Annotated in this window: 26 protein-coding genes and 1 tRNA gene; 19 read left to right on the plus strand and 8 right to left on the minus strand. The window is 72.0% G+C overall.

Annotated elements, in window-relative coordinates:
* Positions 1–658: 658 nt before the first annotated feature.
* Entirely contained in the window at positions 659–2,023 is a 1,365-nt protein-coding gene (locus ACZ5SK_RS08795; RefSeq protein ID WP_361707629.1) for a wax ester/triacylglycerol synthase domain-containing protein, read from the minus strand.
* Between the two features lie 359 nt (positions 2,024–2,382).
* Between ACZ5SK_RS08795 and ACZ5SK_RS08800 the strand changes: the two genes are divergently transcribed.
* Both ACZ5SK_RS08800 and ACZ5SK_RS08805 read left to right on the plus strand, forming a co-directional pair.
* Complete coding sequence (locus ACZ5SK_RS08800; RefSeq protein WP_457495205.1) at positions 2,383–3,609, plus strand: macrolide family glycosyltransferase; 1,227 nt, start codon at positions 2,383–2,385, stop codon at positions 3,607–3,609.
* A gap of 13 nt (positions 3,610–3,622) precedes the next feature.
* On the plus strand, positions 3,623–4,090 hold the full coding sequence (locus tag ACZ5SK_RS08805; protein ID WP_334578567.1) for an acyl-CoA thioesterase: 468 nt from the start codon (positions 3,623–3,625) through the stop codon (positions 4,088–4,090).
* A 35-nt stretch (positions 4,091–4,125) separates the two neighbouring features.
* Here the strand turns inward: ACZ5SK_RS08805 and ACZ5SK_RS08810 are convergent, their stop codons facing one another.
* The 3 genes from ACZ5SK_RS08810 to ACZ5SK_RS08820 all read right to left on the minus strand — a co-directional run bounded on the left by ACZ5SK_RS08810 (position 4,126) and on the right by ACZ5SK_RS08820 (position 9,121).
* Positions 4,126–6,153 (minus strand): copper resistance CopC/CopD family protein, encoded by a 2,028-nt coding sequence (locus ACZ5SK_RS08810; RefSeq protein ID WP_468575627.1) that lies wholly within the window; start codon positions 6,151–6,153, stop codon positions 4,126–4,128.
* Between the two features lie 231 nt (positions 6,154–6,384).
* Positions 6,385–6,993: a GNAT family N-acetyltransferase gene (locus tag ACZ5SK_RS08815; RefSeq protein WP_468158418.1), complete on the minus strand. Its 609-nt coding sequence runs from the start codon at positions 6,991–6,993 to the stop codon at positions 6,385–6,387.
* Positions 6,986–9,121, minus strand: a complete 2,136-nt coding sequence (locus tag ACZ5SK_RS08820; RefSeq protein WP_468575629.1) for a penicillin acylase family protein — start codon at positions 9,119–9,121, stop codon at positions 6,986–6,988. The genes ACZ5SK_RS08815 and ACZ5SK_RS08820 overlap by 8 nt, the downstream gene beginning before the upstream one ends.
* Positions 9,122–9,264: 143 nt before the next feature.
* Between ACZ5SK_RS08820 and ACZ5SK_RS08825 the strand changes: the two genes are divergently transcribed.
* From ACZ5SK_RS08825 to ACZ5SK_RS08850, 6 genes are all read left to right on the plus strand, one after another.
* The gene (locus ACZ5SK_RS08825) at positions 9,265–9,858 is read left to right on the plus strand and encodes an HhH-GPD-type base excision DNA repair protein (RefSeq protein ID WP_361707640.1); all 594 of its coding nucleotides are present in this window, start codon (positions 9,265–9,267) and stop codon (positions 9,856–9,858) included.
* A 69-nt stretch (positions 9,859–9,927) separates the two neighbouring features.
* Positions 9,928–10,584, plus strand: a complete 657-nt coding sequence (locus tag ACZ5SK_RS08830; protein ID WP_319673830.1) for an HdeD family acid-resistance protein — start codon at positions 9,928–9,930, stop codon at positions 10,582–10,584.
* Positions 10,585–10,681: 97 nt separating this feature from the next.
* Positions 10,682–10,993, plus strand: coding sequence for a hypothetical protein (locus ACZ5SK_RS08835; RefSeq protein ID WP_334578572.1), 312 nt, complete (start codon positions 10,682–10,684; stop codon positions 10,991–10,993).
* Between the two features lie 73 nt (positions 10,994–11,066).
* Positions 11,067–11,189 carry a hypothetical protein gene (locus tag ACZ5SK_RS08840; protein WP_319344013.1) on the plus strand — a complete coding sequence of 41 codons (123 nt, stop codon included), beginning with the start codon at positions 11,067–11,069 and terminating at the stop codon, positions 11,187–11,189.
* A 407-nt stretch (positions 11,190–11,596) separates the two neighbouring features.
* A complete protein-coding gene (locus ACZ5SK_RS08845) occupies positions 11,597–11,893 on the plus strand; it encodes a type II toxin-antitoxin system VapB family antitoxin (RefSeq protein WP_004943146.1) in 297 nt (98 codons plus the stop codon).
* A gap of 145 nt (positions 11,894–12,038) precedes the next feature.
* Entirely contained in the window at positions 12,039–12,704 is a 666-nt protein-coding gene (locus ACZ5SK_RS08850; protein WP_334581254.1) for a LytR C-terminal domain-containing protein, read from the plus strand.
* 71 nt (positions 12,705–12,775) lie between these two features.
* Here the strand turns inward: ACZ5SK_RS08850 and upp are convergent, their stop codons facing one another.
* Positions 12,776–13,411, minus strand: coding sequence for a uracil phosphoribosyltransferase (gene upp / locus ACZ5SK_RS08855; RefSeq protein WP_079661289.1), 636 nt, complete (start codon positions 13,409–13,411; stop codon positions 12,776–12,778).
* A 156-nt stretch (positions 13,412–13,567) separates the two neighbouring features.
* Here upp and ACZ5SK_RS08860 point away from each other — a divergent pair, with 156 nt between their 5' ends.
* The 4 genes from ACZ5SK_RS08860 to ACZ5SK_RS08875 all read left to right on the plus strand — a co-directional run bounded on the left by ACZ5SK_RS08860 (position 13,568) and on the right by ACZ5SK_RS08875 (position 15,333).
* A complete protein-coding gene (locus ACZ5SK_RS08860; protein WP_334578573.1) occupies positions 13,568–13,777 on the plus strand; it encodes a hypothetical protein in 210 nt (69 codons plus the stop codon).
* 335 nt (positions 13,778–14,112) lie between these two features.
* Positions 14,113–14,655 (plus strand): tRNA adenosine deaminase-associated protein, encoded by a 543-nt coding sequence (locus ACZ5SK_RS08865; RefSeq protein ID WP_334581255.1) that lies wholly within the window; start codon positions 14,113–14,115, stop codon positions 14,653–14,655.
* A 50-nt stretch (positions 14,656–14,705) separates the two neighbouring features.
* Positions 14,706–15,191, plus strand: a complete 486-nt coding sequence (locus tag ACZ5SK_RS08870; RefSeq protein ID WP_334578574.1) for a nucleoside deaminase — start codon at positions 14,706–14,708, stop codon at positions 15,189–15,191.
* A gap of 57 nt (positions 15,192–15,248) precedes the next feature.
* Positions 15,249–15,333 (plus strand) — tRNA-Ser (locus tag ACZ5SK_RS08875).
* Here ACZ5SK_RS08875 and ACZ5SK_RS08880 read toward each other — a convergent pair.
* Positions 15,315–15,617 (minus strand): PLD nuclease N-terminal domain-containing protein, encoded by a 303-nt coding sequence (locus ACZ5SK_RS08880; protein WP_334578575.1) that lies wholly within the window; start codon positions 15,615–15,617, stop codon positions 15,315–15,317. The two genes, ACZ5SK_RS08875 and ACZ5SK_RS08880, sit on opposite strands and share 19 nt — an antisense overlap.
* Positions 15,618–15,819: 202 nt before the next feature.
* Here ACZ5SK_RS08880 and ACZ5SK_RS08885 point away from each other — a divergent pair, with 202 nt between their 5' ends.
* From ACZ5SK_RS08885 to ACZ5SK_RS08900, 4 genes are all read left to right on the plus strand, one after another.
* Entirely contained in the window at positions 15,820–15,996 is a 177-nt protein-coding gene (locus ACZ5SK_RS08885; protein ID WP_099936500.1) for a hypothetical protein, read from the plus strand.
* A gap of 30 nt (positions 15,997–16,026) precedes the next feature.
* Entirely contained in the window at positions 16,027–16,320 is a 294-nt protein-coding gene (locus ACZ5SK_RS08890; RefSeq protein ID WP_079661285.1) for a Dabb family protein, read from the plus strand.
* 206 nt (positions 16,321–16,526) lie between these two features.
* Complete coding sequence (locus tag ACZ5SK_RS08895) at positions 16,527–17,417, plus strand: RNA polymerase sigma factor SigF (RefSeq protein WP_443041259.1); 891 nt, start codon at positions 16,527–16,529, stop codon at positions 17,415–17,417.
* Positions 17,418–17,722: 305 nt separating this feature from the next.
* A complete protein-coding gene (locus tag ACZ5SK_RS08900; protein ID WP_334578577.1) occupies positions 17,723–18,628 on the plus strand; it encodes an RNA polymerase sigma factor SigF in 906 nt (301 codons plus the stop codon).
* Positions 18,629–19,844: 1,216 nt separating this feature from the next.
* Here the strand turns inward: ACZ5SK_RS08900 and ACZ5SK_RS08905 are convergent.
* Complete coding sequence (locus ACZ5SK_RS08905; protein WP_468575634.1) at positions 19,845–20,255, minus strand: hypothetical protein; 411 nt, start codon at positions 20,253–20,255, stop codon at positions 19,845–19,847.
* A gap of 22 nt (positions 20,256–20,277) precedes the next feature.
* Here ACZ5SK_RS08905 and ACZ5SK_RS08910 point away from each other — a divergent pair, with 22 nt between their 5' ends.
* On the plus strand, positions 20,278–20,520 hold the full coding sequence (locus tag ACZ5SK_RS08910) for a hypothetical protein (RefSeq protein WP_334578579.1): 243 nt from the start codon (positions 20,278–20,280) through the stop codon (positions 20,518–20,520).
* A 57-nt stretch (positions 20,521–20,577) separates the two neighbouring features.
* Here the strand turns inward: ACZ5SK_RS08910 and ACZ5SK_RS08915 are convergent, their stop codons facing one another.
* Entirely contained in the window at positions 20,578–20,775 is a 198-nt protein-coding gene (locus ACZ5SK_RS08915) for a hypothetical protein (protein WP_079661282.1), read from the minus strand.
* Between the two features lie 271 nt (positions 20,776–21,046).
* Between ACZ5SK_RS08915 and ACZ5SK_RS08920 the strand changes: the two genes are divergently transcribed.
* Together ACZ5SK_RS08920 and ACZ5SK_RS08925 are read left to right on the plus strand one after the other, a co-directional pair.
* On the plus strand, positions 21,047–21,610 hold the full coding sequence (locus ACZ5SK_RS08920) for a MarR family winged helix-turn-helix transcriptional regulator (protein ID WP_334578580.1): 564 nt from the start codon (positions 21,047–21,049) through the stop codon (positions 21,608–21,610).
* A 103-nt stretch (positions 21,611–21,713) separates the two neighbouring features.
* Positions 21,714–24,197 carry an MFS transporter gene (locus ACZ5SK_RS08925; protein ID WP_468418628.1) on the plus strand — a complete coding sequence of 828 codons (2,484 nt, stop codon included), beginning with the start codon at positions 21,714–21,716 and terminating at the stop codon, positions 24,195–24,197.
* Positions 24,198–24,211 lie beyond the last annotated feature (14 nt).

A 24,211-nucleotide genomic window follows, 5' to 3' on the forward strand; every position in this document is an offset into this window, starting at 1 on the left:
TCGCCCTCCGCCTCGGCCGTTGTCACCCCGTACACCGTGCTCGGATCGTCGGCGTGGTCACCGCCGAACGTCGGAACCCTACACGCGTGTAGGAATACGTCCGAAAAGCACAGGCGACTCAGGAGACGAGCGAAGCCACACAAGGGTTGCCCCGGCGAGGCACCCAAGGGGTGCCCCCGTGCGCCCCCGGACCGCACTCGCACGCCCACCGTTCGCCCCGCGCCGCAGCGCAGGTCAGGCAGACGGGACGGCCACGATCGGCCACGACACAACCCCGTCGCTCGTCGAAAGGCCCACGCCCGTCCCCGGCCCCGCTTCCCCCGCTTCCGCCACGCCTCCGACTCCCCCCACACCCCTCGACCACTCGGCCTCCGGCTACTCCGTCATCCACGCCTACTGGCTCGCCCGGGCCGCCCGCGCCGGGCCTGCTCGCCGACCAGGTCAAGGGCGCCACGGCCGACCCCTTCGCCCCCGCCTCGGACGGCATGCGTCACCACTTCATGGACACATACGTCGCACTGCTGGAGAAGAACCTCTGTTCATGAGTCCGGGAGAATCTTGATCAGCGGATCGGGCAGACCGATGGTCCGCCGTCCGGCCCTGAGCCCGGTCCACGGGCGGGGGCGCCCTGCGGCGGGCGCAACCCCGCGGGCACGACTCACTGCCTGCTCCGGGCGGTGTCCGGTCGACGGGAGCCCTCCTCGAGGAGGCTCAACTCGTCGAGGAACCTCTCTGCCAGGAGTACGGCGTCCTGACTGCCCGAGTTGGTGGCGACGCTCAGGGTGTGGCCCTGGGTGCAGCCGCCGAGGGCGAAGGTGGCCGTGTCGGCGGGGGGCACCATGGGGACGATGGTGAGGCGGCGAAGGGGACGTCCGGCCAGGGTCCGGCCACGCTCGCGCAGATGGACGTAGGAGCAGGCCGCCGGCGCGTACGCGGGCGCGAAGATCTTTCCGCCGGCCAGGGCGAGGGTCGCCGCGGGAAGCGCCGCGAGGGTGCCCTCGACCAGCTTCTCGGAGGTGCGCCGGGGCCGGGTGACCGTGGTGAGCAGACCGGTGCAGGCCGACAGGCGGGCCGCCGGGTCGGACAGGGTCACCGGGGCGGGGACCCGGACGTTGGCGAACGCGTTGCCCAGGAACTCCCCGCAGTCGTCGGGGCGTTCGTCGACCGGGACGGACAGCCACACCTGCCGTGCTCCCGAATCCGCGTAGCCGTCACCGCCATCACGGCCGTCACCATCATCGGAGGCGGCGTCCCAAGCGGCGCCGGCGGACAGGCAGGCGCGCAGGACTCCGGAGACCGTCGCCAGGAACACCTCGTTGGTGGTCGCCGGCCGGACCGAGTCGGCTCTTTCCGTGCGAACGGCTTCCCGCGCGGCCCGCAGGACCTCGGCGCTCAGCGCCACGACCGTGTACGCGGGCTCCCGCGCACCCCGGTGCGGCAGCGGCACCGCGCGGCCCGTGGACAGCAGGCCGGGCGGGCCGCCGGCGGTCGTGCCGGGGCTGACCACGCGTCTGCGGGGGCCGGGGATCGCGAGGGAGGCGGCGCCGTCCAGCGGCTCGCCGTCGTCGAGGAGGGCGCGCAGGAGGGTGGTCAGGGAGCGGCCGTCGAGCAGGCTGTGGTGCATCCGGAAGAGGAGGGAGAACTCCCCCTCCGTCGCGCCCCGCAGGAGGTGCAGGCTCCACGGCGGGCGCTCGGCGGGGAACGGGGTGTGGAACCACTGGCGTACCGCGTCCCGCAGGGTGGCGTCGGCGCAGTCGACCTGCTGGGCCAGATCGTGGCCGTCCCCGCTCGCCCAGCGGTGGCGGCCGGTCCACCGGGCGAGGCCCGTGCGGGAGGCCGCGCCCGGGGCGACCAGGGTCTGGGTGAGCCTGGGCAGTGCCTTCCAGCGTTCCTCCACCAGCGCGCGCAGTTCGTCCAGCGCGGGCGGGGCGCCCACGAAGTCCAGGGCGATCCCGGCGTTGGGCGGGCCGAACGGCCAGCGGGCCATCCCCTCTTCCATCAAGGGCAGATGCGATCCGGGCATGAGGCTGCTCCTGTCATGGGCCGAGGACGACGTCCTGTACCCCCCGCGTCCTGTACTCCCAACGGCCGATCCGACCGGCGGTCACGTGCCTTGGCCGTCCCAGGGCTCCCCCAGGGCTTCCCCAGGGCTCCCCCAGGGGTCAACGCACGGCCGTGAAGGCTCCCTGATGGGGTGACACTGCCGCAGGTTTGCGGTCACGAACCGTGTCGGAGCGCCTTTAATCGGGACTCCGCGTCTGCCGTTCGGACGCCGTCCTCAAGTCCCCGCCCCGGCCCGGTGCCGGTCAGGAGTTGCGTGTCGTGCCTGGTACTCGTCGCACTCGTCCGAATCCCGCGCACATCGCCGTGTTCAACGTTCCGATGCACGGGCACGTGAATCCCACGCTGGGGGTCGTCGAAGAGCTCGTACGGCGCGGTCACCGCGTGACGTACACCGTCACCGACGACTTCGTGCACCAGGTGAAGGCGGCCGGCGCCGAGCCGGTGCTCCATCCGGACCCCGTGGACGACTCGGAGGCGCCGGAGGACATGGGCGAGGGGTTCGCGCGGGTCGTCCGGGGGGCGCTGGAGTCCCTGCCCACGCTGCGCCGGGCGTACGACGGGGACCGTCCGGACCTGGTGCTGTGCGACGTGTACGCCTTCGCGGGGCTGCTGCTGGCCGCGCGCTGGGAGGTGCCGACCGTCCTGGCGTCGCCCACCCATCTCGCCTACGACGGCATCATCCCCGAGTTCTTCGGCGTGCCCGGCCTCGCCCAGGTCCCGGGCTTCGCCGAGCTGGTGGGCGCCTTCGCGGAACAGGGCGTCGACATCGCGCGGGTGCACGAGCTGGTGCGGCCGGAACACGCCGTCGCGTTCTTCCCCCGCGCCTTCCAGCGCAGGGCGGACACCGTCGAGGCCCGGCGCGTCGCCTACGTCGGACCCGCGCTCGGGGACCGCTCCTACCAGGGGACCTGGCAGCCCCCACGGCCGAACCTGCCGGGCCAGGCGGGTCAGACGGGCCTGCCGGGCCTGCCGGGCCAGGCGGAACTGCCGGTGCTGCTGGTGTCGCTGGGCTCGCAGTTCACCCGGCGGCCGGAGTTCTACCGGTCCTGTGTCCGGGCGTTCGCGGAGCTGCCCTGGCATGTCGTCATGTCCGTCGGGCCCGCAGTGCCGCCGGACCTACTGGGGCCGCTCCCCGCCAATGTCGAGGTGCACCCGCACGTGCCCCAACTGGCCGTGCTGGCCCAGGCGGACGCTTTCGTCACGCACGCCGGCATGGGCGGCACGATGGAGGCCCTGCATCACGGGGTGCCGCTGGTGGCGGTCCCGCAGATGGCCGAACAGCGGGTCAACGCCGCGCAGATCGAACGCCTGCGGCTCGGGGTCCATCTGCCGCGCGAGAGCGTCACTCCCGAGGCGCTGCGCGAGGCCGTCCTGCGGGTGTCGTCCGACCGGGACATCCGCGCGGGAGTGTCCGCCATGCGCGAAGAGCTGGCGGCGGCGGGAGGGGCGGGGGCCGCGGCCGACCTGATCGAGCAGGCCCTTCCCCAGCCCGTGATCCCGGCACCGACCACCGGCCCGGGAGACCGGACCTCCTGCCGTTCCTAGGAGTTGCTGACACATGTTGACCCAGGCCCTGGCGTCCGACATCCGCCCCACGAACTGTCGACCGCACCTCTATCTCCGCCAGGTACGCATGAGCGACCTGGACTCCATGCAGCACGTGAACAACGCCCGGCTGCTGGAGATGATCCAGGACGCCCACATCGACATGTTCTACGTCCGCCCCGGGCTGCCCGGCCAGGAGATCCGCCCCCGGTTCGTCTACGCACGCCACGAGCTCGACTACACGCAGCCGCTGCTTCTCCAGCCCGAGCCGGTCACCATCACCACCACCGTCGGCGACCTGCGCCGCACGTCCTTCCGGCTCACCAGCCGCGTCACGCGCGACGCACGGGTGTTCTGCACCTGCGTGAGCACGGCCGTCGCCTACGACCCGGACGCCCGCTGCGCCCGCCGGCTCGAGGAGGAGGAGCGGGCTCTCGCCGCCCGCCACGCCACTCCGCCTGCCGCCGGCCCCGCACACTGACCGGTCCTGATCGGTCCCGATCGGTTCGCTGTGCCTCAGCGTTCGATCCGTACCGGCTTCGTCTCGCTCACCTGGTCGATGTCCGACACCCGCACCGTCGCCTTCATCTCCCAGGTGCCGGGGATGGGGAGGTTGACGGCGTCGGCGCCCCAGTAGCCGCCCTTGTCGGTGACCTTGGCGTCGATGGGGCCGATGTCCTGGTCGGGCAAGCTGAAGGACAGACGCAGCTCGGGGACGCTCACGAAGCCGCCGTCGGGGCCGTAGACCACGGCCTGCAACCCGTTGTCGCCGACCCGGCCCGGGTCGAGGGTGACCTGCACCTTGCCGCTGACGGTGCCGACGCGGGGGGTGTCGATCTCGAAGGGGATGTTGGTCACCGAGGCCACCGGGAGTCCGGCCGACTGCTCCGCCGTAGCCGCCTCGGCCGCCGCCCGGCCCGGAAGAGTGCCCGTCAGCACGGTGGTGAGGACGAGTACGACGACGGAGACCGCGACCTCCGCCAGCACGGAACGACGCAGCGCCCGGCGATGGGCGTCCTCGGCGGGGGTGAGGGCCGACCGCTTGGCGGGGGGCTTCTCAACGGCAGGTACCTCGTCGGACGGCACCTCGGCTGAAGGCACCTCGGCGGAAGGCTTCTCAGCGGAAAGCCCGTCAGGGGATGGCTTCTCGGGCAGCACCAGACCTTCCGCCCGTCCGGTGGACGATTCAGCGGCCGATACGGCCGCCCGTCCCCCCACCGGCTCCGGAACCCGCGCTTCCTTCTGCTCGTCAGCCGTCTCGACCGCCACGCTCCCCGCCGTCCTTTCCGTTGCCTCCGTTGCCTCCGTTGCCTCCGTTGCCTCCGTCGCCCCCGTTGACTCCCTGGCCTCCGTCGTCTCCGTTGCTCTCCTCGCCCCTCTTGTCGCCGTGGTCACCGTCTGACGTGAGCGCGCACCCGCCGCCAACAGCAGCGTCACCACCGCCAGTTTGGCGAGCAGGACCCGGCCGTACGTCGTGTCCGTGAGCGCGGACACCGAGCCGAGGCCGCGCCAGGACTGGTAGACGCCCGTCACCACCAGGACCGTCACCGACCAGCCCGCCAGCCGGGAGAAGCCGTTGACGACGCGCCCCGGGACGGACGCGCGGTAGAGCAGGGTGAGCAGGGCCGTCAGACCGCCCAGCCACACCGCCATGGACAGCAGGTGCAGGACGGAGGACGTCATCGCCGCCGGGACCTGGATGCCGGCCGAGGCATGTTCGGCGGCGGCCCAGGTCAGGGCGAGGCCCACCGCCAGCGCGGCGCCGGTCAGGAGCACCGGACGCGACGGCTGCTCCCCCCTCCGCTCCTTCAGAAGCCCCCGCTGCCGCAGCAGGAGGACCGCGGCCGCCGCCAGCAGCGCGAGGCGCGCCACCAGGGCCAGGCCCGGACGGGTGCCCAGCGTGCGGGTCAGGCCGGACGGGTCGAGCACCTCCGCGGGGCCGGCCCCCGTCTCGTAGGGGCCGCGGAGCAGCAGCAGGAACACCGTCGACACGGTGAGCGCCCACCAGCCGGCCAGCAGCAGTCTGCGCAGCGGCCGGATGTCCGGCGGCCGGCAGACGGCGACGAAGGCGGCCGTGCCGATGAGCAGGGCGGCGGCCAGGTAGGCGACATAGCGACCGATGTTGAAGAGGCCGCTGGTGGCCGGGTTCTCCACAGAGGTGCTGGGCAGGGCCGGCGGGATCGCGGAGGGTTCGCCCACGGAGAAGGTGAAGGCGCCCGCGATCGGGTGGCTGTCGGCCGACACGACCCGCCACGCCACGGTGAACGTGCCGGTGCCCAGCTTGCCGGGCAGGGTGATGCGCGCGGTGTCGGCGCGGCCGTCGGCGTGCCCCGTCCTGCCGGTCTTCACCCGCTGGTTGTCGGGGTCGAAGACGCGGAAGGAGTCGTCGAGCAGGCCTACCGCCTCGGTGAAGGTGAGGGTGATGGAGCCGGGGGCCGTCTTGACGACGCTGCCGTCGGCGGGGTCGGCGCCCCGGAGCGCCGCGTGCGCCGAGGCCGGTCCGCCGCCCAGGAGGAGCAGGCCCAGCACGGTGCCGAGCAGCACCAGCCCCTGAAGTCTCCTTCGTCCGCGCGGGCGCCACTCACCCCCGTGCCGACCGGCGCCGCCTCGGCCGCCACCGCCGTGCCGTCGTCCGCCATCGCGCCCTTCGCTCACGTCAACCGCTCCGTACTGCTTGAGACTCGAGACTCGCGTGCTCGGGGATACGTACGCATGCACACCGCATCCGGTTCACCCGGGTCACCACGGCGGGCGCGCCGACACCCGTCCGTCCGGTCACTTCGGGAACGCTGTCTCCCGGCGCAGGAAGGCGAGTTGGGCCTGCTTCTCGGGCAGGTACACGTCCGGGAGGTCGATCTCCGGGAGCGTGACGAGCGGTCCGGCCTCGAATCCCTGCCGCAGGAAGCGGGCGATCGCCTTCTCGTTGCGCACGTCCGGGTCCACCACGATCCGCCGCCGGTCCAGGCCCAGCAGCACATACGACGCGAAGGTCCCCATCAGCGCCGCCGACCAGCCGGGCCGTGCGCCCCGCTCGTGCGCCGGCGCGATGAGCACATGCACGCCGATGTCGCCGGGCTCGACGTCGTAGACCTCGCCGACCCGGTCCTCTGCGGGCTCGTAGGTCTGGAGGAGGGCGACCGGGACGCCGTCCAGCTCGGCCAGGAAGGCGTGATGGGTGTCCAGTGTGTCCATGTGGGCGTAGATCTCGGCGACCTGGTCCCGCGTCAGGCCGTTCATGCCCCAGAACACGGCCCGCTCCTGGCTCACCCAGCCGTGGACGACGTCCGCGTCGCGCTCGGCGTCGAGGGGCCGCAGGCGGACGGTGCCGAAGCCGTCGGCCATCTGCTCGTGCACCGTGGCGTGGGGAAGGCGGGGGTCAGGCATGGTCGCTCTCCTTCGTCAGCTGCGCCCAGTCCGTGACGACCGGGGCCAGTTCGCCCCTGAGCCACAGGGGGAGCTGGTCGTGGTGGTGGGGGTGGTCGGGCAGGCCGGACGCGCCGTACGGGACGACCCACAGGCTGTCCTCGCGGCGGGCCAGGTCCCACACGTAACGGGCGGCCGGGCCGCGTGCGGCGAGGTCGGTCCAGCCGGGCACGGCCGAGGTGCACAGCACGCAGTCGTGGTCGCCGGAGAGGGCGGGGGCCTGGTCCGAGGGGTCGGGGAGCGCCCGCCAGGGGGCGAGGCGGTGGGTGTCGCCCCAGCGGGCGGCCGGCTCCGGCTGCTGCCCGGCGACCTCCTCCAGGGCCTGCCGAACCAGTGCCGGGCGGTCGACGCCGTACAACTTCTCGGCGCGCAGGAGGTGTTCCAGGGCGAAGCCGATGCGCGGCAGGAGGGCCAGCCAGGGGAGGAAGACCTCCGGGTAGGCGGGCGGGGTGGTCAGGGCGGCGAAGGCCGGGTGCGCGGCGAGGCGGCGGACGAGGGCGCTGCGCAGCGCCGCGAACCGGGCCGCTTCCCGGCTGTCGGCGTCCATGCGACGGTTCCAGCGCAGGAGACGGTCGCGGAGTTCGGCGGCGGGTGCGGTCAGGTCGTCGAGGGCTGCCAGGTGGTCCAACAGGGGTGCGGCGGAGGCCAGATACGTGTCCGTGTGCAGGGCCGGCATGTCGGACGCGGACCAGGCGCGCTTCTCGCCCAGCAGCGCCCGGATGCGGTCGGCGCGGTGCGGGGGCGCGAACTCGACGCCCAACCCGGCTGCCGGCCCTCGCTGGTTGGCCATCACGGCGACCCCGTCGACGAGTCCCGCGCGGGGCATCTCGTGCCAGCCGGTCCACTCGTGGCCGGGTTCCCAGGCGGGCACCAGCCGGGTGCCGTTGACCTCGGCGCGCCGAGGCACCCGGCCCGCGACCCGGTGCAGCACTCCGCCTTCGGTGTCGGCGGCCTGGACGACGTTGACCGGCTCGACCCAGAGGTCGACGGCCCGGTCCACGTCGGCGACCCGGCGGGCCCGTAGCAGCGACAGCAGGGCGCTGAACCCCAGGTCGGAGGTGACGCGGGGCGGGTGACGCAGGCTCAGCGCGAGCGGGGTGCCGTCGTCGAGGCCCTCCGGCCCGCCGGCGACGACCGGGCCGCGTTCCGTCTCCAGGACCTCGACCTCGACGGTCTCCTCCCCGGCGACGCGCACGAGTTCGGTGTGCCGGGCGACCCGCCGCCAGGCGCCGTCCGGGCCGAGCGCCTCCACTCCCACTCCCGTGCGGCGCAGCCGTTCGCGGTAGAGGTCCTGGTAGTCGGCCATGGCGTTGGTGATGGCCCAGGCGACCGTGCCGGTGTGGCCGAAGTGCGCGATGCCGGGGACGCCGGGGACGGCGAGGCCGACGACGTCGAACTCGTCGCAGGCGAGGCGTATCTGCTGGTAGACGCCGGGGTCCTCGATGAAACGGTGCGGATCGCCGGCGATGACCGGCTGCCCGGTGACGGTCCGGGAGCCGCTCAGCAGCCAGCCGTTGCTGCCGGAGGTGCCGGGTCCGTCGGCGGCGAACAGGCCGACGGCGTCGGGGCCGAGACGGCGGGCGGCCTCCTCGCGCCACAGCTTGGCGGGGAAACCGGCGAAGAGGATGTGGGTGGACAGCCAGACGGCGAGCGGGGTCCAGGGCTTCCAACGGCCGGCGGCGAGACCGACCCGCTCGAACTCGGGAGCCACGGTCGCCGCCGCCCCCTCGCCGACGCCGCCCTCGCCGACGCCTCCCTCACTGTCGGCTTCCTCCCCGACGAGCCCCTCGTTGACGCCGTCGACGTACGCCCGTACCCAGTCCGCCGTCTCCCGGTCCCGTCTCTCCAGCTCGTCGAAGCAGCGTCTCGCCGTGTCGTCGAGGCGGACGCGGCGCGCGAATCGGTCCCAGGGGAGGGCCTCGGAGCCGAGGAAGGAGGCCGAGGTGCCCTGCGCACGGTGCCGTTCGACCTCCAGCTGCCAGGCGCGGTCCCGGGCGGTGACCAGCCCCTGGAGACGGGCGAGCGCGCGGGCGTCGGCGGCGCGCAGATGCGGGACGCCCCAGGCGTCGCGGTAGATCTCGGCGGTCACCTGGGACCCCTCTTCGCTTTAGGTTAGCCTTGCCTAATTAGCTCTGCCGGAATCGTACGCGAGGCGTGGGGACGCGGAGGACGCGGCTGCACACGCCGGAGCACCGGCGCGCAAGCCGAGCGCACAAGCGGGATCATCGACGCATGGACGTCACCCTGCACCTCTCCCAGGACCCCGAGGCCGACGAGCTCCTCGGCCGCTCCCCGCTCGCCGCGCTGGTCGGGATGCTGCTGGACCAGCAGGTTCCGATGGAGTGGGCGTTCAAGGGCCCCCGGACGATCGCCGACCGGCTCGGCGCCGACGACCTCGACGCCCACGACATCGCCGCCCAGGACCCGGAGGCCTTCGCCGCGCTGCTCTCCGACAAGCCGGCCGTGCACCGCTACCCCGGCTCCATGGCCAAGCGCATCCAGCAGCTCTGCCAGTACCTCGTCGAGCACTACGACGGCGACGCCGGCGCCGTCTGGGACGGCGTGGCCACCGGCACGGAACTCCTCAAGCGCCTCCAGGACCTGCCCGGCTTCGGCAGGCAGAAGGCGCAGATCTTCCTGGCCCTGCTCGGCAAGCAGCTCGGCGTGCAGCCGACGGGCTGGCGGGAGGCGGCCGGCGCGTACGGCGAGGCGAAGTCCTTCCGGTCCGTCGCCGACATCACCGGCCCGGAGTCGCTGGCGAAGGTGCGGGCGCACAAGCAGGAGATGAAGGCGGCGGCGAAGGCGGCGAAGGCGGCGAAGGGCTAGACCCCCAAGGGGTAAGTCGTGTGGCCCGCCCGGGTGGCGGGCCGTCGCCGCCGGGTCTGAGCTGGGGACATGACCGAGCCACCGACCGGCCCCTCCTGGAGCCGGGAGTACGACGACCGCAAGGTCCACACCCAGCGGCACGGCCACGAGCCGGAACCGCCCTTCGAAGGCCCGCTGCACGCCCTGTCCCGCGCCGCCTGGCAGATCGTGCTGCTCACCGGCATCGCCTCGCTGATCCTGGGCGTTCTGGTGCTGGTCTGGCCGGGCGCCTCGCTCTTCGCGGCCGGCGTCCTCTTCGGCCTCTACCTCGTGATCAGCGGCGTCTTCCAACTGGTGTCCGCCTTCGGCACGCACAAGACCACCTCGCTGCGCGTTCTCGGCTTCATCAGCGGCGCGCTGTCCCTTCTGCTGGGCCTGTTCTGCTTCCGCGGCCCGATGCAGTCGATCCTGCTGCTCGCCCTGTGGATCGGCATCGGCTGGCTGATCCGCGGGATCACCCAGACCCTGGCCGCCGTCTCCGACACGTCCATGCCGGCGCGCGGCTGGCAGGTCTTCCTCGGGATCGTCACGTTCGTCGGCGGGATCGTCCTGATCGACTCCCCCTTCGAGTCGGTCGCCGTGCTCACCCTCGTCGGCGGCATCTGGCTGGCGGTCGTCGGCGTCGTCGAGATCGTCACCGCGCTCAGCATCCGCGGCCGGGCCCGCCAGGTCCCGCGCGCCCTCTGAACACGCCCCCCTGCTTCCCGCGCCCCCCTCCTCCGAAGGGGTGATTCTCACGTCCGGCGTGCTGAACGCCGGGCGTGTCACGGGGAGATGACCTGCCATGAGGACCGTACGCAGCCACTCCCGCAGCCACGCCTGGCTACGGGTGCTCGTCGTGCTCCTCGCCCTGCTGATGCCGGGCGCGCCCACGGAGCTCTCCGCGCCGCCGACCGCGGCCGCCGGGACCGTCGAGTACGACGTCCTCGACACGGTGCTGCGACCCGCCCCCTGCGCCCCTCGTCCCGCCGCACCCCTGCGCCCCGCCCCGCTCCCGGCGCCGGCGCCCGGTGACCCGGCCGACCGGCCGCTCCCCGCGCCGCCGAGGCCGTCGTACACCCTGCACACGCTGCGCACCGTGGTCCTGCGCTGCTGACCGGTCCCCTGTCCCGAGGCCAGTCAGCACGACGTGTACGACGCAAGACGTGTACGACGCAAGGAGCACAGCCATGCCCACCGACCCGTACGCGGTCCTGCGCGCCCTGCTGCGCGCGGAGGCCGTCCGCAACACGCCGAAACCGCAGGTGAAGGAACCGATCCCGCAGCCGCCCCAGGAGAAACGGGACCGCTGACCGCTCGGCGGAGGCGGCACCCGGCGAGCAACCGCCCGCCCTGCCGCCTCCGCCCTGCCTACCGCCCCCGCCGGGCCGCGCCGAACGCCGATTCTCTGTCCACAGCCTGTGCATACCGAGCCCGGCGAGGAGTTCCTCCAGGTCGTAGGCGGAGTCCGGGAACGTCCCTGGGTGTTTGAGTGAAGCTGGAGCGTCTTGGTCTTCCCGGTGCCGGTGACGCCCCGGCAGCGCGCCCAGGTCGAGGGCGGGGCCGGTGAAGGCGTATCCGGCGGCGATGTCACCGGCGCTCGTCGACTCGCGTATCGGCACACCTCGATCCGTTTTACCCCTGTTCATCACGTCTTTTCCAGCGTTGCACTCCGTCTCCATGGCTGCGCCCGGAACGTCTGGACCGGTAGGCTTTCCGTGTGATCTTCAAGCGCATCGGAAACGGCCGGCCGTACCCCGACCACGGCCGGGAAAGCACCCGGCAGTGGGCGGACGTCGCGCCGCGCCCGGTCCGCCTCGATCAGCTGGTGACCACCAAGCAGCAGCTCGACCTGGAAACCCTGCTCGCGGAGGACTCGACGTTCTACGGCGACCTCTTCGCGCATGTCGTGAAGTGGCAGGGCGACCTGTACCTGGAGGACGGGCTGCACCGCGCGGTGCGGGCGGCGCTCCAGCAGCGACAGGTGCTGCACGCGCGCGTCCTTGAGCTGGACTGACCTACGCCGCGCACCCCGCTGAACTCTCGGGTTGACCCGTTCGGGTGCTTTCCCGTGCCGCCGCACGGTGTCGGATGATCGTTTATTAGTCACGGCCGCCCGGGCGCACTACGCTGCGGCCATGAGCATGCTGACTCCCCCCGGCATGGGCGGTAAATACCGGATCACGGGGGACAAGTACCCCCGCATGCGACCCCACCGGCGACGCGGCAGGCTGGTCGTCGTGGTCGTCGCCTGCGGTGCCGTGCTCGGCGTCGCCGGCTGGGGCACCCTGCAGCTCATCGACGTCTTCACGGGCGGCGGAGGGACGGCCACGGCGGCCGGCGCCGGCTGCTCCGACACCACCAAGGCGAGCCCCGCGGCGGGCAAGGGCACAGGCAAGGGCTCGGGTACTGGTTCGGGTACTGGTTCGGGCGTCGGCGCGGTGCCCAAGCCCGCGCAGATCACCGTGAACGTCTTCAACGCCACCACCCGCAGCGGCCTCGCCAAGACCACCGCGGACGAGCTGAAGAAGCGCGGCTTCAAGATCGGCGACGTGGGCAACGCCGGCAAGCAGTACGACAAGAAGGTCGCGGGCACCGGGATACTGCTCGGCCCCGCGTCCTCCCTGAACACCTCGCTGCCGGTCCTCGCCACCCAGCTCAGCACCGCCGAGCGCCGCACCGACGCCGCCCGCACGGGCCCGACCCTCGACCTGATCATCGGCAACGGCTTCAAGGCGCTCACCAGCCAGGCGGACGCGGCCAAGGCCCTCACAGCCCTGTCCGCGCCACAGCCGACAGCGGGCGCCGGCACGAAGAAGGCCTGCTAGCAGCCCCCTGCCCAGCCGCTCGGCTGCCCGCTCCCTCAGCCGGTCAGCCGGTCAGCCGGTCAGTGACAGGGTTACTCCGCCGCGCCGTACAGCCGGTCGCCCGCGTCTCCGAGGCCCGGGACGATGTAGCCGTGCTCGTTGAGGTGGTCGTCGACGGCCGCCGTGACCACGGTGACCGGAGTCCCCGCGAGCTCGCGCTCCATGATCTCCACGCCCTCCGGGGCGGCGAGCAACACCACGGCCGTCACGTCGTCGGCGCCGCGCCGGATCAGCTCACGGATCGCGGCGACCAGCGTGCCGCCGGTGGCGAGCATCGGGTCCAGGACGTACACCTGACGGCCCGAGAGGTCCTCCGGCATGCGCGTGGCGTACGTGGACGCCTCCAGCGTCTTCTCGTTGCGGATCATGCCCAGGAAGCCCACCTCGGCGGTCGGCAACAGCCGGACCATGCCGTCCAGCATGCCGAGGCCCGCGCGCAGGATCGGCACCACGAGCGGGCGCGGGTAGGAGAGCTTGACGCCGGTGGTCGGGGCGACCGGCGTCTTGATGTCGACCTGCTCGGTGCGCACGTCACGCGTGGCCTCGTAGGCGAGCAGGGTGACCAGTTCGTCGGCCAGCCGGCGGAAGGTCGCGGAGTCCGTGCGCTGGTCGCGCAGCGTGGTGAGCTTGTGGGCGACCAGAGGGTGGTCGACGACGTGGAGACGCATGTCCACAACAGTAACCGGGCCGAACCCGCCCGGCGTCCCCACACACGGTGAGCCTCTCCCCCCGGCTTCGGCCGTTCGCTGGCATCAAACCGCCCGTCGGAGGGAATGCGAGGGAAAGTTATGGAGACGGACCGGGGTACCCGGGGTGGTGTGCTGATGCCTGAAGTGCCCGACCTGCCCGACTCGCCGGACCGCGACGCGCCGGAGACGCAGCCGCCCGAGTCCGACGCCGAGCGCCGCCGGCGCCGCGCCCGGTTCCTGCGCGACCTGGCCGAGGCCCGCGAACTGCGCGACCGGGTCCAGCCCCGCCGCGCGAAGACCGCCCGCCTGCGCCACGCGATGCGCATGCGCACGTTCCGCTGGTAGCCGCGCGGCAGCCGTTGCCGTACGGGACTTGGGGCATACGGGGAAGATCTCCACCGTCATGGGTGTCCCATGGGGTGGGCGTGCGTGGGCCCGCGGGAAAGCCGCGTACGATCCGCTGGTGGCGGCAACGAGTGTGCTGGTGAGTCGCGCACGGACGACCTCACGTACGTGCGATCAAAACCACCGGACACAGGGAGCCGAAGACGTCCCCTGAACGCCTTGTTTCTGCCACGATTCCGAGTGGGTGGGGCTCGGAGCCTGAGCTCTCTCTCCGCCCGTAACCTCCGCCGGGGGGACCCCCAACCGGCACGCCTATGACCAGTGGGAGAGTCACGGTGTACTTCGCCGCACTGCTCGCGCGCACCGAAGACGGGTGGGAAGCGAGCGACACAGAGCTCGACGATGTGGAGACCCTGTCGGATCTGGCCGACCTGGCCCGGGAAGCCTCTCCCGACGAGGACACGGTGCTCGTGCTGATCGAGCAGGAGGACTCCTGGTTCGGGGTCGTCCGCATCGACGGCGAGGAGGACCCTCGCATCTTCGTCTCCGACGCCGCTGCCGCCGCCCGCAGCTCGTACGGCGAGATCCTGCTCACCGACGAACTGCTCGGAAGGGATCCGGATGACAACGACACAGATCTGGACGCCCTCGACCTCGACGGCACCGAAGACGGTGAGGACGGGGACGAGGACGAGGACTCCGACGACCCCCAGGGCGGCGGCTCCGCCGAGGCCGTGCCGCACGGCCCGGTCGGCGACGCCGCCATCCTCGACGACCTCGGCGTCGGCGAGAAGGAACTGAAGTCGCTGTCCGAGGACGCGCTCACCGAGATCGCCGACGCCCTCGGCGCCTCGGAGGTCCTGGAGACCGTCCGCTGACCGCACCACAGGCCCCGCCGGACCCCGTACGCGATCCCTGGCGGGCCGCGATGCGGCTCGCCCTGGACGAGGCCCGGCTGGCCGCCCGGGGCGGGGACGTCCCGGTCGGCGCCGTCGTGCTGGCTCCGGACGGCACGACGGTCCTCGCCACCGGCCGCAACGAACGCGAGGCGGGCGGCGATCCGACGGCCCACGCGGAGGTGCTCGCCATCCGGCGGGCGGCCGCGAACCTGAAGGATGCTGCGGCACACACCGCCCCCGGCGACGGTGGTGGTGGGCGACGGGCGGGCGAGTGGCGGCTGTCCGGGTGCACGCTCGTCGTGACGCTCGAACCGTGCACCATGTGCGCGGGCGCGGCCGTGCAGTCCCGGGTGGACCGGGTCGTCTACGGCGCCCGGGACGACAAGGCGGGCGCGGTCGGCTCCCTCTGGGACGTCGTCCGCGACCGGCGCCTCAATCACCGCCCGGAGGTCGTCGAAGGCGTCCTCGCGCAGGAGTGCGCGGGGCTCCTCACGGACTTCTTCCGCGATCGCTGATCCCCCTCCCGAATACCGATTTCAAACCGGGGCTCACCTTGTTGTAGGGTCTCTCTCGGTAGCGTGTCCGAGCGGCCGAAGGAGCTCGCCTCGAAAGCGAGTGTGGCGCAAGTCACCGAGGGTTCAAATCCCTCCGCTACCGCTGTGGACGAAGGGTCCGGTTCGATGAACCGGGCCCTTCGTCGTGTCGGCTATGTGCGTGCTCTGCTCGCTCGGCGCACTCCGCCCGCTCGGCTCGGGCCGCTTGCCCAGGTAGGTCCAGGCGAGGCCGCCGACGATCGGGGCGCTGAACATGAACAGCAGCCACAGCAGCTTGGGCACGTGACGAACGCGCTCCTCGGGGGTGCGGACGCAGTCGAGCAACGCCCCCACGCACAGCACGGTCACGATGACCATCGGGACGGCCGACAGCAGTTGCAGCGTCATGCGTCTCTCCTTCTCACCCTCTTCGCCCGCCTCCGCCGGCGGCCTTCAACCCTTCATCGGATGAGGCCCCCCGAACGGTTCACGAACGGGCCGCCGTTCATGAACGCGCCGCACATGCTCAAAAGCAGTGTGAAAATCGGACGGGCGGTTACACTCGCCGCCGGCAACAGGGGCCCAAGTGGGCGCATACAGGGGAGGCCAGGTGGCGGTGAACGCCAAGAAGATCGCCGTCTACGTGCTTGTGGTCTTCGTGCTCTACGTGATCATCACGGACCCGGCGAAGGCGGCGGACTACGTCCAGATAGGCTTCGAGGGCATATCGGACGCCGCCAAGGCCATCGGAGACTTCTTCACCTGGCTCGCCGACGGGGCGCGGTAGCCGGGGCCGTCATACGCACTGGGAGTGCCCATGATCCGCCACCTGGTCCTGTTCAAGCTCAACGAGGGCGTCCGGCGCGACGATCCCCGGGTCGCGCGCGGCGAGGCGGCCTTCCGGGCGCTGGGCGAGCAGATCGAGGAACTGCGCTTCTGGGAGCTGGGCTGGAACATCAGCGAGCGCCCCATCGCCTATGACTTCGCGATCAACTCGGCGGTCCAGGACGCGGACGCCCTGAAGCGGTACATCGAGCACCCGGACCATCAGGCGGGCGTCGCCCTGTGGCGGGAGTTCGCCACCTGGGTGGTCGCCGACTACGAGTTCTGAGCCGCCTCCGCCGGCAGTACTCGGCAGTACGAAGCCCTCCGCCCGAACGGCGGGGGGCTTTTGCGCGTCCTGGATCACCAACAAAGCCCCAACTTCTCCCTCAACACGGAGTTATGGGGTGCTTGCACACAGTGCACATGTCTTGTGATGCTATGACCGCTTTTGACGGATGAGTTGACCGATGTTGACCTGACGAAGAGGTGGCGTTGACCGTGTCGGCCAGTACTGCGCCGCCTCAGCAAGAGGCACCCCCGGCACCCGCTCCGGCACCCACCCTGGAAGCCGTCGCCGTCCCGGAGGCCGCCACGGAGGCCGCCGCGACGCCCGAGCGGCGCCGCGGCGCCGACACCCGGGCACTGACCCAGGTCCTCTTCGCCGAGCTCAAGGAGCTCCAGCCGGGCACGCCGGAGCACAATCGGGTGCGCGGGGCGCTCATCGAGGCGAATCTGCCGCTCGTGCGCTACGCGGCCGGCCGCTTCCGCTCCCGCAACGAGCCGATGGAGGACGTCGTCCAGGTCGGCACCATCGGGCTCATCAACGCCATCGACCGCTTCGACCCGGACCGGGGCGTGCAGTTCCCGACGTTCGCGATGCCGACGGTCGTCGGCGAGATCAAGCGGTACTTCCGCGACAACGTCCGCACGGTCCACGTGCCGCGCCGGCTGCACGAGTTGTGGGTGCAGGTCAACAGCGCGACGGAGGACCTGACGACCGCCTTCGGGCGCACCCCGACGACGGCCGAGATCGCCGAACGGCTGCGCATCGGCGAGGACGAGGTGCTCTCCTGCATCGAGGCGGGCCGCTCGTACCACGCCACCTCCCTGGAGGCGGCCCAGGAGGGCGACGGCCTCCCGGGCCTGCTGGACCGCCTCGGCTACGAGGACCCGGCGCTGGACGGCGTGGAGCACCGCGACCTCGTCCGCCACCTCCTGGTCCAACTCCCGGAGCGCGAACAGCGCATCCTGCTGCTGCGCTACTACAGCAACCTCACCCAGTCCCAGATCAGCGCGGAACTCGGCGTGTCCCAGATGCACGTCTCCCGGCTACTGGCGCGTAGCTTCCAGCGGCTGCGCTCGGCGAACCGCATCGAGGCGTGAACAGGGACCCGGCTTCAGTCGTCCCTCGATCGGGGATCGCAAGCGCGACCGAGACGTCACCGTTGGGAGCGAATCGCTCATCAGGGCTGTTCCCGACAGATCTGCGCTGAAAAACCGTCACACCCCCTGTTTCCAGGGCCGATTCGTTACTCACATGTCGACATGTCACTACAGCGTGTTGCCGACATGTGACATTCTGCCGGAAGCGCGTTTGCCGGGGCTTCGGCGCCGGTATTCAGGTGAAGGCTGACGTTCCTCAAGCGGGAATGTTCGCCGCGACCGTCCCGCGACCCAAAGGGGGTGGCATGTCCGCAGATCAGGGCAGCTCGAAGGTGCTCACGCTCACGAAGAGCGAGACCGCGCCCGTCGTGCCTGTCGAGCCCGACGTGCTCGACGACGTCACAGCCCCCGAGGCCCCCCAGGCCCCGGCCCTCACCACGGCCACGGGGGCCATCGACACCCGCACCCTGTCCCGCTCCCTGTTCCTGCGACTGGCAACGCTCGCCGAGGACAGCCCCGAGCGCGTGTACGTCCGGGACACCCTCATCGAGCTCAACCTCCCCCTCGTGCGCTACGCGGCGGCTCGCTTCCGCTCGCGCAACGAGCCGATGGAGGACATCGTCCAGGTCGGCACCATCGGCCTGATCAAGGCGATCGACCGCTTCGACTGCGAACGGGGCGTCGAGTTCCCGACGTTCGCGATGCCGACGGTCGTGGGCGAGATCAAGCGCTTCTTCCGCGACACGTCGTGGTCGGTGCGTGTGCCGCGCCGCCTCCAGGAGCTGCGCCTGGCCCTCACCAAGGCCAGCGACGAGCTCTCCCAGAAGCTGGACCGCTCCCCGACGGTCGCTGAACTGGCCGCGGTCCTGGGCGTGTCCGAGGAGGACGTCGTCGACGGCCTGGCGGTCGGCAACGCGTACACGGCCTCCTCGCTGGACTCCCCGGCGCCCGAGGACGACGGCGGCGAGGGCTCCCTGGCCGACCGCCTCGGCTACGAGGACACTGCGCTGGAGGGCGTGGAGTACCGCGAGTCCCTCAAGCCGCTGCTGGCCAAGCTGCCGCCGCGCGAGCGCCGCATCATCATGCTGCGCTTCTTCGCCAACATGACCCAGTCCCAGATCGGCGAGGAGGTCGGCATCTCCCAGATGCACGTCTCGCGCCTGCTCACCCGCACCCTGGCCCAGCTGCGCGACGGCCTGATCTCCGACTAGGGCGTGTTTCGAAAGTAGCGAGTAGCGTCGCCTGCCCGACGGGCAGGCCCGGCGGCGCCTGGTGCGTGCGATCCCCGACAACTCGGGAGGGTCCCCCTCTGGGGGGAGCGTGCAGGCGCCGCCGAGCAGACGGGACTTTCGAAACACGCCCCAGGGCCTGCCCGGCCGATCAGGTCGCAGGAAAGCGGACGGCACCGCATCAGCACCGGTGAACGGGGCGATGGGGATCCCCGGATCCCCCGCTCAAGCCCAGCCGAGGCGGGGGCGCGGGCAGCCGCAAGGCGGAGAAGGGCATCGACACGATCGGCGCCCCTCCCCGCTCCAGCGAAGTCGAGAGCGGAGGAGTCGGCAACCGCCGACAACACCGCTGAAGACCCCTGCCAGGGAAGCGCGTGCCACACCCCGCGTCCACCGCATGCCCCGCTGGACAGCTCCGAGGGCCCGGCCTGAGGTTCCCCCGGCGGATCAGGTCGCGGAAAGGCCGCGGGGCCGGGCGTTCCCGGTGAGCCTGGGGATGGGGGCCCTCCCGCCCCCCGGACCGAGACGCCCCCGGACCAAGGTGCCCCTCCTGGGGAGCGGGTGCCACACCAGCGTCTGCGGCGTGACCCCGCTCGACAGCTCCGAGGGCCCGGCCCGGCGAAACAGGTCGTGGGAAGGCCCCCGCGCCTGGGCAGATCCGGTGAGCCGGGGGACGGGATCCCCCCTCCCGGACGAAGGCGCGCCCCCCAGACCGAGGTGACCCAGCCGGGAGTGCATGCCACGCCCGCCTCCACCGCATGACCCGCTCGACAGCTTCGAGGACCCGGCCCGGCGAAACAGGTCGCGGGAAGTCTGCGGGGCCTGGGCGGTCCCAGTGAGCCGGGGGATGGGGGTCCTCCCCCGACCCGACGGTGCACCCGACCCGACGGTGCACCCGACCCGACAGCGCACCCGACCCGACAGCGCACCCGGACCAAGGCGCCCCCTGGCCGAGGTGCGCCTGTCGGGAGCGCGTGCCACGCCCGCCTCCACCGCGTGATCCACCGGGCTGGCGCCTGGGCGGGTTTCTCCTGGGGCTTCCTTCCTGACGGGGTGTCAGAGACACTGGCGCGGTGCGAAGTCCGACGTGGGCAGGTGGCCGCCGGGGCGCTGTATGGGGCGCGTCGGCACTCGCCGTCGTGCTGGTGGGGGCGGCCGGGTTGCTGGCCGGGTGCGGGAGCGACGGGCACGGTGGCGACTACGTGGCGATCGGCGCGGCAGGCGGTCCAGCGCCGCCGGGCACGGGTGCGGGAGGATCGGCGAAGCCGACGGGCGGGGTGCGGCTCGTGCCGCTGGACGGGGAGAGCGAATCCCCTACGGCGCAGCCCGATCCGGGGGCGGGAGTGCAGGACACGGCTGGGGCGAGGGCGAAGGCCCCTTCGGCGGCCGGAGTCCCGGAGCCCGGCTCACCGCAGGACGCCTCGCCGGCCGGGGGCGGCTCGTCCACTTGGGGCGGCTCGTCCACTTGGGGCGGCTCGTCCGCCGAGGGTGGCTCGGGTGGGCGTACGACGCCGGGGTCGGCCTCGCCTTCGCCCTCACCGGCCCCGTCCGGTAGCGCGTCCGCCGGGCCGGCGATGCTCGTCGTGAGCGACACCGTCCGCGCGGGCACGGATCAGCGGTGGTGCGAGGACGTGACCCTCACACTCCACAACTCCGGTGGCACAGCGGTGCGTTCCGGCACGGTCACGTTCGAAACCCATGTCATCGACGCGCTCGGCATCGACTGGGCGACCCGCGAGTCGACGGCCCCGCTCCCGACGCCGATCGCCGCAGGAGCGCGCGAGAAGAGGACCTGGACGGTCTGCGTCGACGCGTGGAGGGTCCCGCTGGGGATGCACATCGAGACGCGGGACGTGTCGGTGCGGTGGGAGTGAGGAGAGGTCGAGGGGCGCGGTGACGCCGTGGCGCCACCCGGCGTCCCCGTGCGGACGCTACTTCAGCGCCAGCCAGGCGACCGCGGCGACGATCACGACGGCGGCGATGACGCCGACGATCAGGCCGATGCGGGAGCCGGTCGGTGCGGGCGCCGGCTGGGCGGCCCGGGGGGCGCCCTCGTCGACGAACGCGCGGAACATCTGGGTGCTGCCGGCGGGGTCGTGGTTGCCCTGGGGGCCCTGGGTGTTAGCCATGGGCCGAGACACTAGCGAAAACGGGCGGGGCGCCCCAAGTGGGGGTCGCCACACGGGACCTGAAGAGGCCCCTGCGACCCGGTGACTCGGTCGACCGCCGTCCCGCCCCCGCCCCGCCCTCACTCTCACCCCATCCCCGCCCCCACCTGCACATTTACCCTCGCAATACTTGCCTTTGCCAACTTTTTGCGGCCCTCACGCCTGTTTTATTTGCCTGTAGCAACCAACCGCTCCTATGGTTGCCCCAAGCAACAAAAACAGGAGGTGTGAGATGGCCGGGCAGGCGCAGTACGAGGAGTTGGCGCGTCAGCTCAGTGCCGTCGGGGCCGTGAAGCGGGACCTCGGGCGGATCCTGCCGCACGACTGCTCCGCCGGCTCGGCCGCCGTACTGGCGCTGCTGGGCCGTCACGGCGACATGCGCATGAGCAATCTCTCCGAGCTGCTCGCCGTCGACATGTCCGTGACCAGCCGGCACGCCGCGCATCTCGCCGACCGCGGTTGGATCGAGCGCAGCCCCGACCCGGCGGACAAACGCTCCCGCATCCTGCGCCTCACCCCCGAGGGGCACGCGATGCTCGCCGAGCTGTCCCGTCGGAGCACCGAGCTGCTGGCGCAGCGGCTGGGCGACTGGACCGACGCCGAGGTCGGCCGGCTCATCGCACTGCTGACCCGGCTGCGCGCCAGCTTCGGCGACTGCCGGACGGTCCCGCACCGGCCGCCGCCCCCGCCCGCGCCCCCTCCCCCCGCACCCCCTCCCGTTTCATCCGTTTCAGCCCCCGGTTCCACCCCCGGTCCCGTGGGCGAACGGACGCAGACCACCCGTACACCCGCATAAGCAACGTAAGAGAAGGAAGCCCATGGCAACGACCACACCAGCCGGTGTGCGGGCTCACGCGAAGCACGGCGGAGGGTCCCACGGCTCCGCCGCGGACGCTCCGATGACGCACCGGCAGATCATGGAGGCGCTCTCCGGGCTGCTGCTCGGCATGTTCGTCGCGATCCTGTCCTCCACGATCGTCTCGAACGCCCTCCCGGAGATCATCGGCGACCTCGGCGGCGGCCAGTCCGCCTACACCTGGGTCGTGACCGCCACCCTGCTGGCGATGACGGCGACCACCCCCCTGTGGGGCAAGCTCGCCGACCTCTACGACAAGAAGGCGCTCGTCCAGATAGCGCTCGTCATCTATGTGCTGGGGTCGGCCGCGGCCGGGCTCTCGCAGAACTCCGGCATGCTGATCGCCTGCCGTGTCGTCCAGGGCGTCGGCGTGGGCGGGCTCTCCGCCCTCGCGCAGATCGTGATGGCCGCGATGATCTCCCCGCGTGAGCGCGGGCGCTACTCCGGTTACCTCGGCGCGACCTTCGCCGTCGCCACCGTCGGCGGTCCGCTGCTCGGCGGTGTCATCACCGACACGAGCTGGCTCGGCTGGCGCTGGTGCTTCTACGTCGGCGTGCCCTTCGCCGTCATCGCGCTGATCGTGCTGCAGAAGACCCTGCACCTGCCGGTCGTGAAGCGGGACGTCAAGGTCGACTGGGCCGGCGCGTTCTTCATCTCCGCCGCGGTCTCCCTGCTGCTGGTCTGGGTCACCTTCGCCGGTGACAAGTACGACTGGCTGTCCTGGCAGACGTACGCGATGGTCGCGGGGTCGGTCCTGCTCGGGCTTGTCTTCGTGTTCGTCGAGTCGAAGGCCAAGGAACCGATCATCCCGCTGCGCCTCTTCCGCAACCGCACCATCACGCTGTCGTCGATGGCGTCGATGTTCGTGGGCGTGGCGATGTTCTCCGGGACCGTCTTCTTCGCGCAGTACTTCCAGCTGGCCCGGGACAAGTCCCCGACCATGTCAGGCGTCATGACGATCCCGATGATCGGCGGTCTGTTCGTCTCCTCCACCGTCTCCGGGCAGTTCATCACCCGTACCGGCAAGTGGAAGGCCTGGCTGGTCAGCGGCGGTGTGCTCATCACGGCCGGCCTCGGACTGCTGGGCACGATCCGCTACGACACGGACTACTGGAAGACCGCGATCTTCATGGCGCTGCTGGGTCTCGGCGTCGGCATGATGATGCAGAACCTGGTGCTGTCCACGCAGAACCAGGTGGACCCGAGCGACCTCGGCTCGGCCAGCTCGACCGTGACCTTCTTCCGGTCCCTCGGCGGTGCGATGGGCGTCTCGGCGCTGGGCGCCGTCATGGCCAACCGCATCACCGACTACGCCAAGGACGGCATCGCCGGCCTCGGTCCCAAGTACGCCTCCCTCGCGTCCGGTTCGAGCTCCAGCGACTCCATCCCGGACATGGACAAGCTGCCCGCGCCGCTGCGCACGGTCATGGAGAGCGCGTACGGCCACGGCATCGCGGACGTCTTCCTGATCGCCTCCGCGCTGGCCCTGCTGGCCTTCCTGATCACCCTGTTCATCAAGGAGGTCCCGCTGAGGACCAAGGGCGCGCTGGCGCAGGCCGCTTATGAGGACGCCCCGGCCGACACCACGCAGGCCGCGGTCGCCACCACGGACGCCCCGGCCGCCGTCGAGGCCCCCGTGACGGCCGAGGAGAACGTCCCGAGCTGGGCCGTCGCCGCCTCCACCACCGAGGCCGACGGCGCCGAGGGCAGGCAGCGGCACGCCGCCGTCGCCACCCTCGACGCTCCCGCCGCGCAGTCTTACTCGGGCGGCATCCCGGTGCACGGCTTCGTGCGCGGCGCGGAGAGCGCGCCCGTGCCGCAGGCCGCCGTCACGCTGATCTCGCTCGGCGGACGTCAGCTCGGCCGGTCGGTCGCGCAGGCCGACGGCGCCTACGCGCTGGACGCGCCGGGTACGGGTTCGTACGTCCTGATCGCCTCCGCGGACGGCTTCCAGCCGCAGGCCTCGACGGTCGTCGTGAACGGCGAGCCGGTCGCGTACGACATCCTGCTCAGCGGGACCAGCGGGCTCAGCGGTGTCGTGCGCGCCGCCGACTCGGGAGACGGCGTCAAGGACGCGATGGTGATCGTCACCGATGTGCGGGGCGATCTGCTGGCCGCCGCGGCCACCGGCGAGCAGGGCGAGTTCTCCTTCACGGAGCTGGTTCCGGGCGCCGTGACCGTCGCGGTGAACGCCGTCGGGTTCCGGCCGCGCGCCCTGCCCGTCGAGATCGGCGCGACGGGCGTGACCCGCGCGGAGGTCGTCCTCGACGCGGGCGCCCAGCTCCAGGGCGTCGTCCGGGCGCCGCACGGTCCGCTGGCCGACGCGCGGGTGACGCTCGTGGACGCGGCGGGCAACGTGGTCGGCACGGCCACCACCGGCGCGGACGGCGCGTACGCCTTCGCCGACCTCGACGGCGGCGACTACACGGTCATCGCGACCGGCTACCCGCCGGTTGCCACCGCGCTGACCGTCGCGGGCGCCGGCGTCGACGGCCACGACATCGAACTCGCCCACCCCGGCGAGTAGTTCGGTTCGCTATA

It is taken from the genome of Streptomyces sp. NPDC031474, assembly GCF_055581185.1.

Excerpts from the sequence above, each read along its gene's own strand:
- ACZ5SK_RS08880 (WP_334578575.1), bottom strand. The coding sequence starts at position 15,617 with ATGACGCTGCAACTGCTGTCGGCCGTCCCGATGGTCATCGTGACCGTG.
- ACZ5SK_RS08915 (WP_079661282.1), bottom strand. The coding sequence starts at position 20,775 with ATGGCTAACACCCAGGGCCCCCAGGGCAACCACGACCCCGCCGGCAGC.
- ACZ5SK_RS08815 (WP_468158418.1), bottom strand. The coding sequence starts at position 6,993 with ATGCCTGACCCCCGCCTTCCCCACGCCACGGTGCACGAGCAGATGGCC.
- ACZ5SK_RS08925 (WP_468418628.1), top strand. The coding sequence starts at position 21,714 with ATGACGCACCGGCAGATCATGGAGGCGCTCTCCGGGCTGCTGCTCGGC.
- ACZ5SK_RS08840 (WP_319344013.1), top strand. The coding sequence starts at position 11,067 with ATGCCCACCGACCCGTACGCGGTCCTGCGCGCCCTGCTGCGCGCGGAG.
- ACZ5SK_RS08795 (WP_361707629.1), bottom strand. The coding sequence starts at position 2,023 with ATGCCCGGATCGCATCTGCCCTTGATGGAAGAGGGGATGGCCCGCTGG.
- ACZ5SK_RS08870 (WP_334578574.1), top strand. The coding sequence starts at position 14,706 with ATGCGGCTCGCCCTGGACGAGGCCCGGCTGGCCGCCCGGGGCGGGGAC.
- ACZ5SK_RS08805 (WP_334578567.1), top strand. The coding sequence starts at position 3,623 with ATGTTGACCCAGGCCCTGGCGTCCGACATCCGCCCCACGAACTGTCGA.
- ACZ5SK_RS08830 (WP_319673830.1), top strand. The coding sequence starts at position 9,928 with ATGACCGAGCCACCGACCGGCCCCTCCTGGAGCCGGGAGTACGACGAC.
- ACZ5SK_RS08920 (WP_334578580.1), top strand. The coding sequence starts at position 21,047 with ATGGCCGGGCAGGCGCAGTACGAGGAGTTGGCGCGTCAGCTCAGTGCC.
- upp (WP_079661289.1), bottom strand. The coding sequence starts at position 13,411 with ATGCGTCTCCACGTCGTCGACCACCCTCTGGTCGCCCACAAGCTCACC.
- ACZ5SK_RS08900 (WP_334578577.1), top strand. The coding sequence starts at position 17,723 with ATGTCCGCAGATCAGGGCAGCTCGAAGGTGCTCACGCTCACGAAGAGC.
- ACZ5SK_RS08860 (WP_334578573.1), top strand. The coding sequence starts at position 13,568 with ATGCCTGAAGTGCCCGACCTGCCCGACTCGCCGGACCGCGACGCGCCG.
- ACZ5SK_RS08825 (WP_361707640.1), top strand. The coding sequence starts at position 9,265 with ATGGACGTCACCCTGCACCTCTCCCAGGACCCCGAGGCCGACGAGCTC.
- ACZ5SK_RS08835 (WP_334578572.1), top strand. The coding sequence starts at position 10,682 with ATGAGGACCGTACGCAGCCACTCCCGCAGCCACGCCTGGCTACGGGTG.
- ACZ5SK_RS08800 (WP_457495205.1), top strand. The coding sequence starts at position 2,383 with ATGCACGGGCACGTGAATCCCACGCTGGGGGTCGTCGAAGAGCTCGTA.
- ACZ5SK_RS08890 (WP_079661285.1), top strand. The coding sequence starts at position 16,027 with ATGATCCGCCACCTGGTCCTGTTCAAGCTCAACGAGGGCGTCCGGCGC.
- ACZ5SK_RS08850 (WP_334581254.1), top strand. The coding sequence starts at position 12,039 with ATGGGCGGTAAATACCGGATCACGGGGGACAAGTACCCCCGCATGCGA.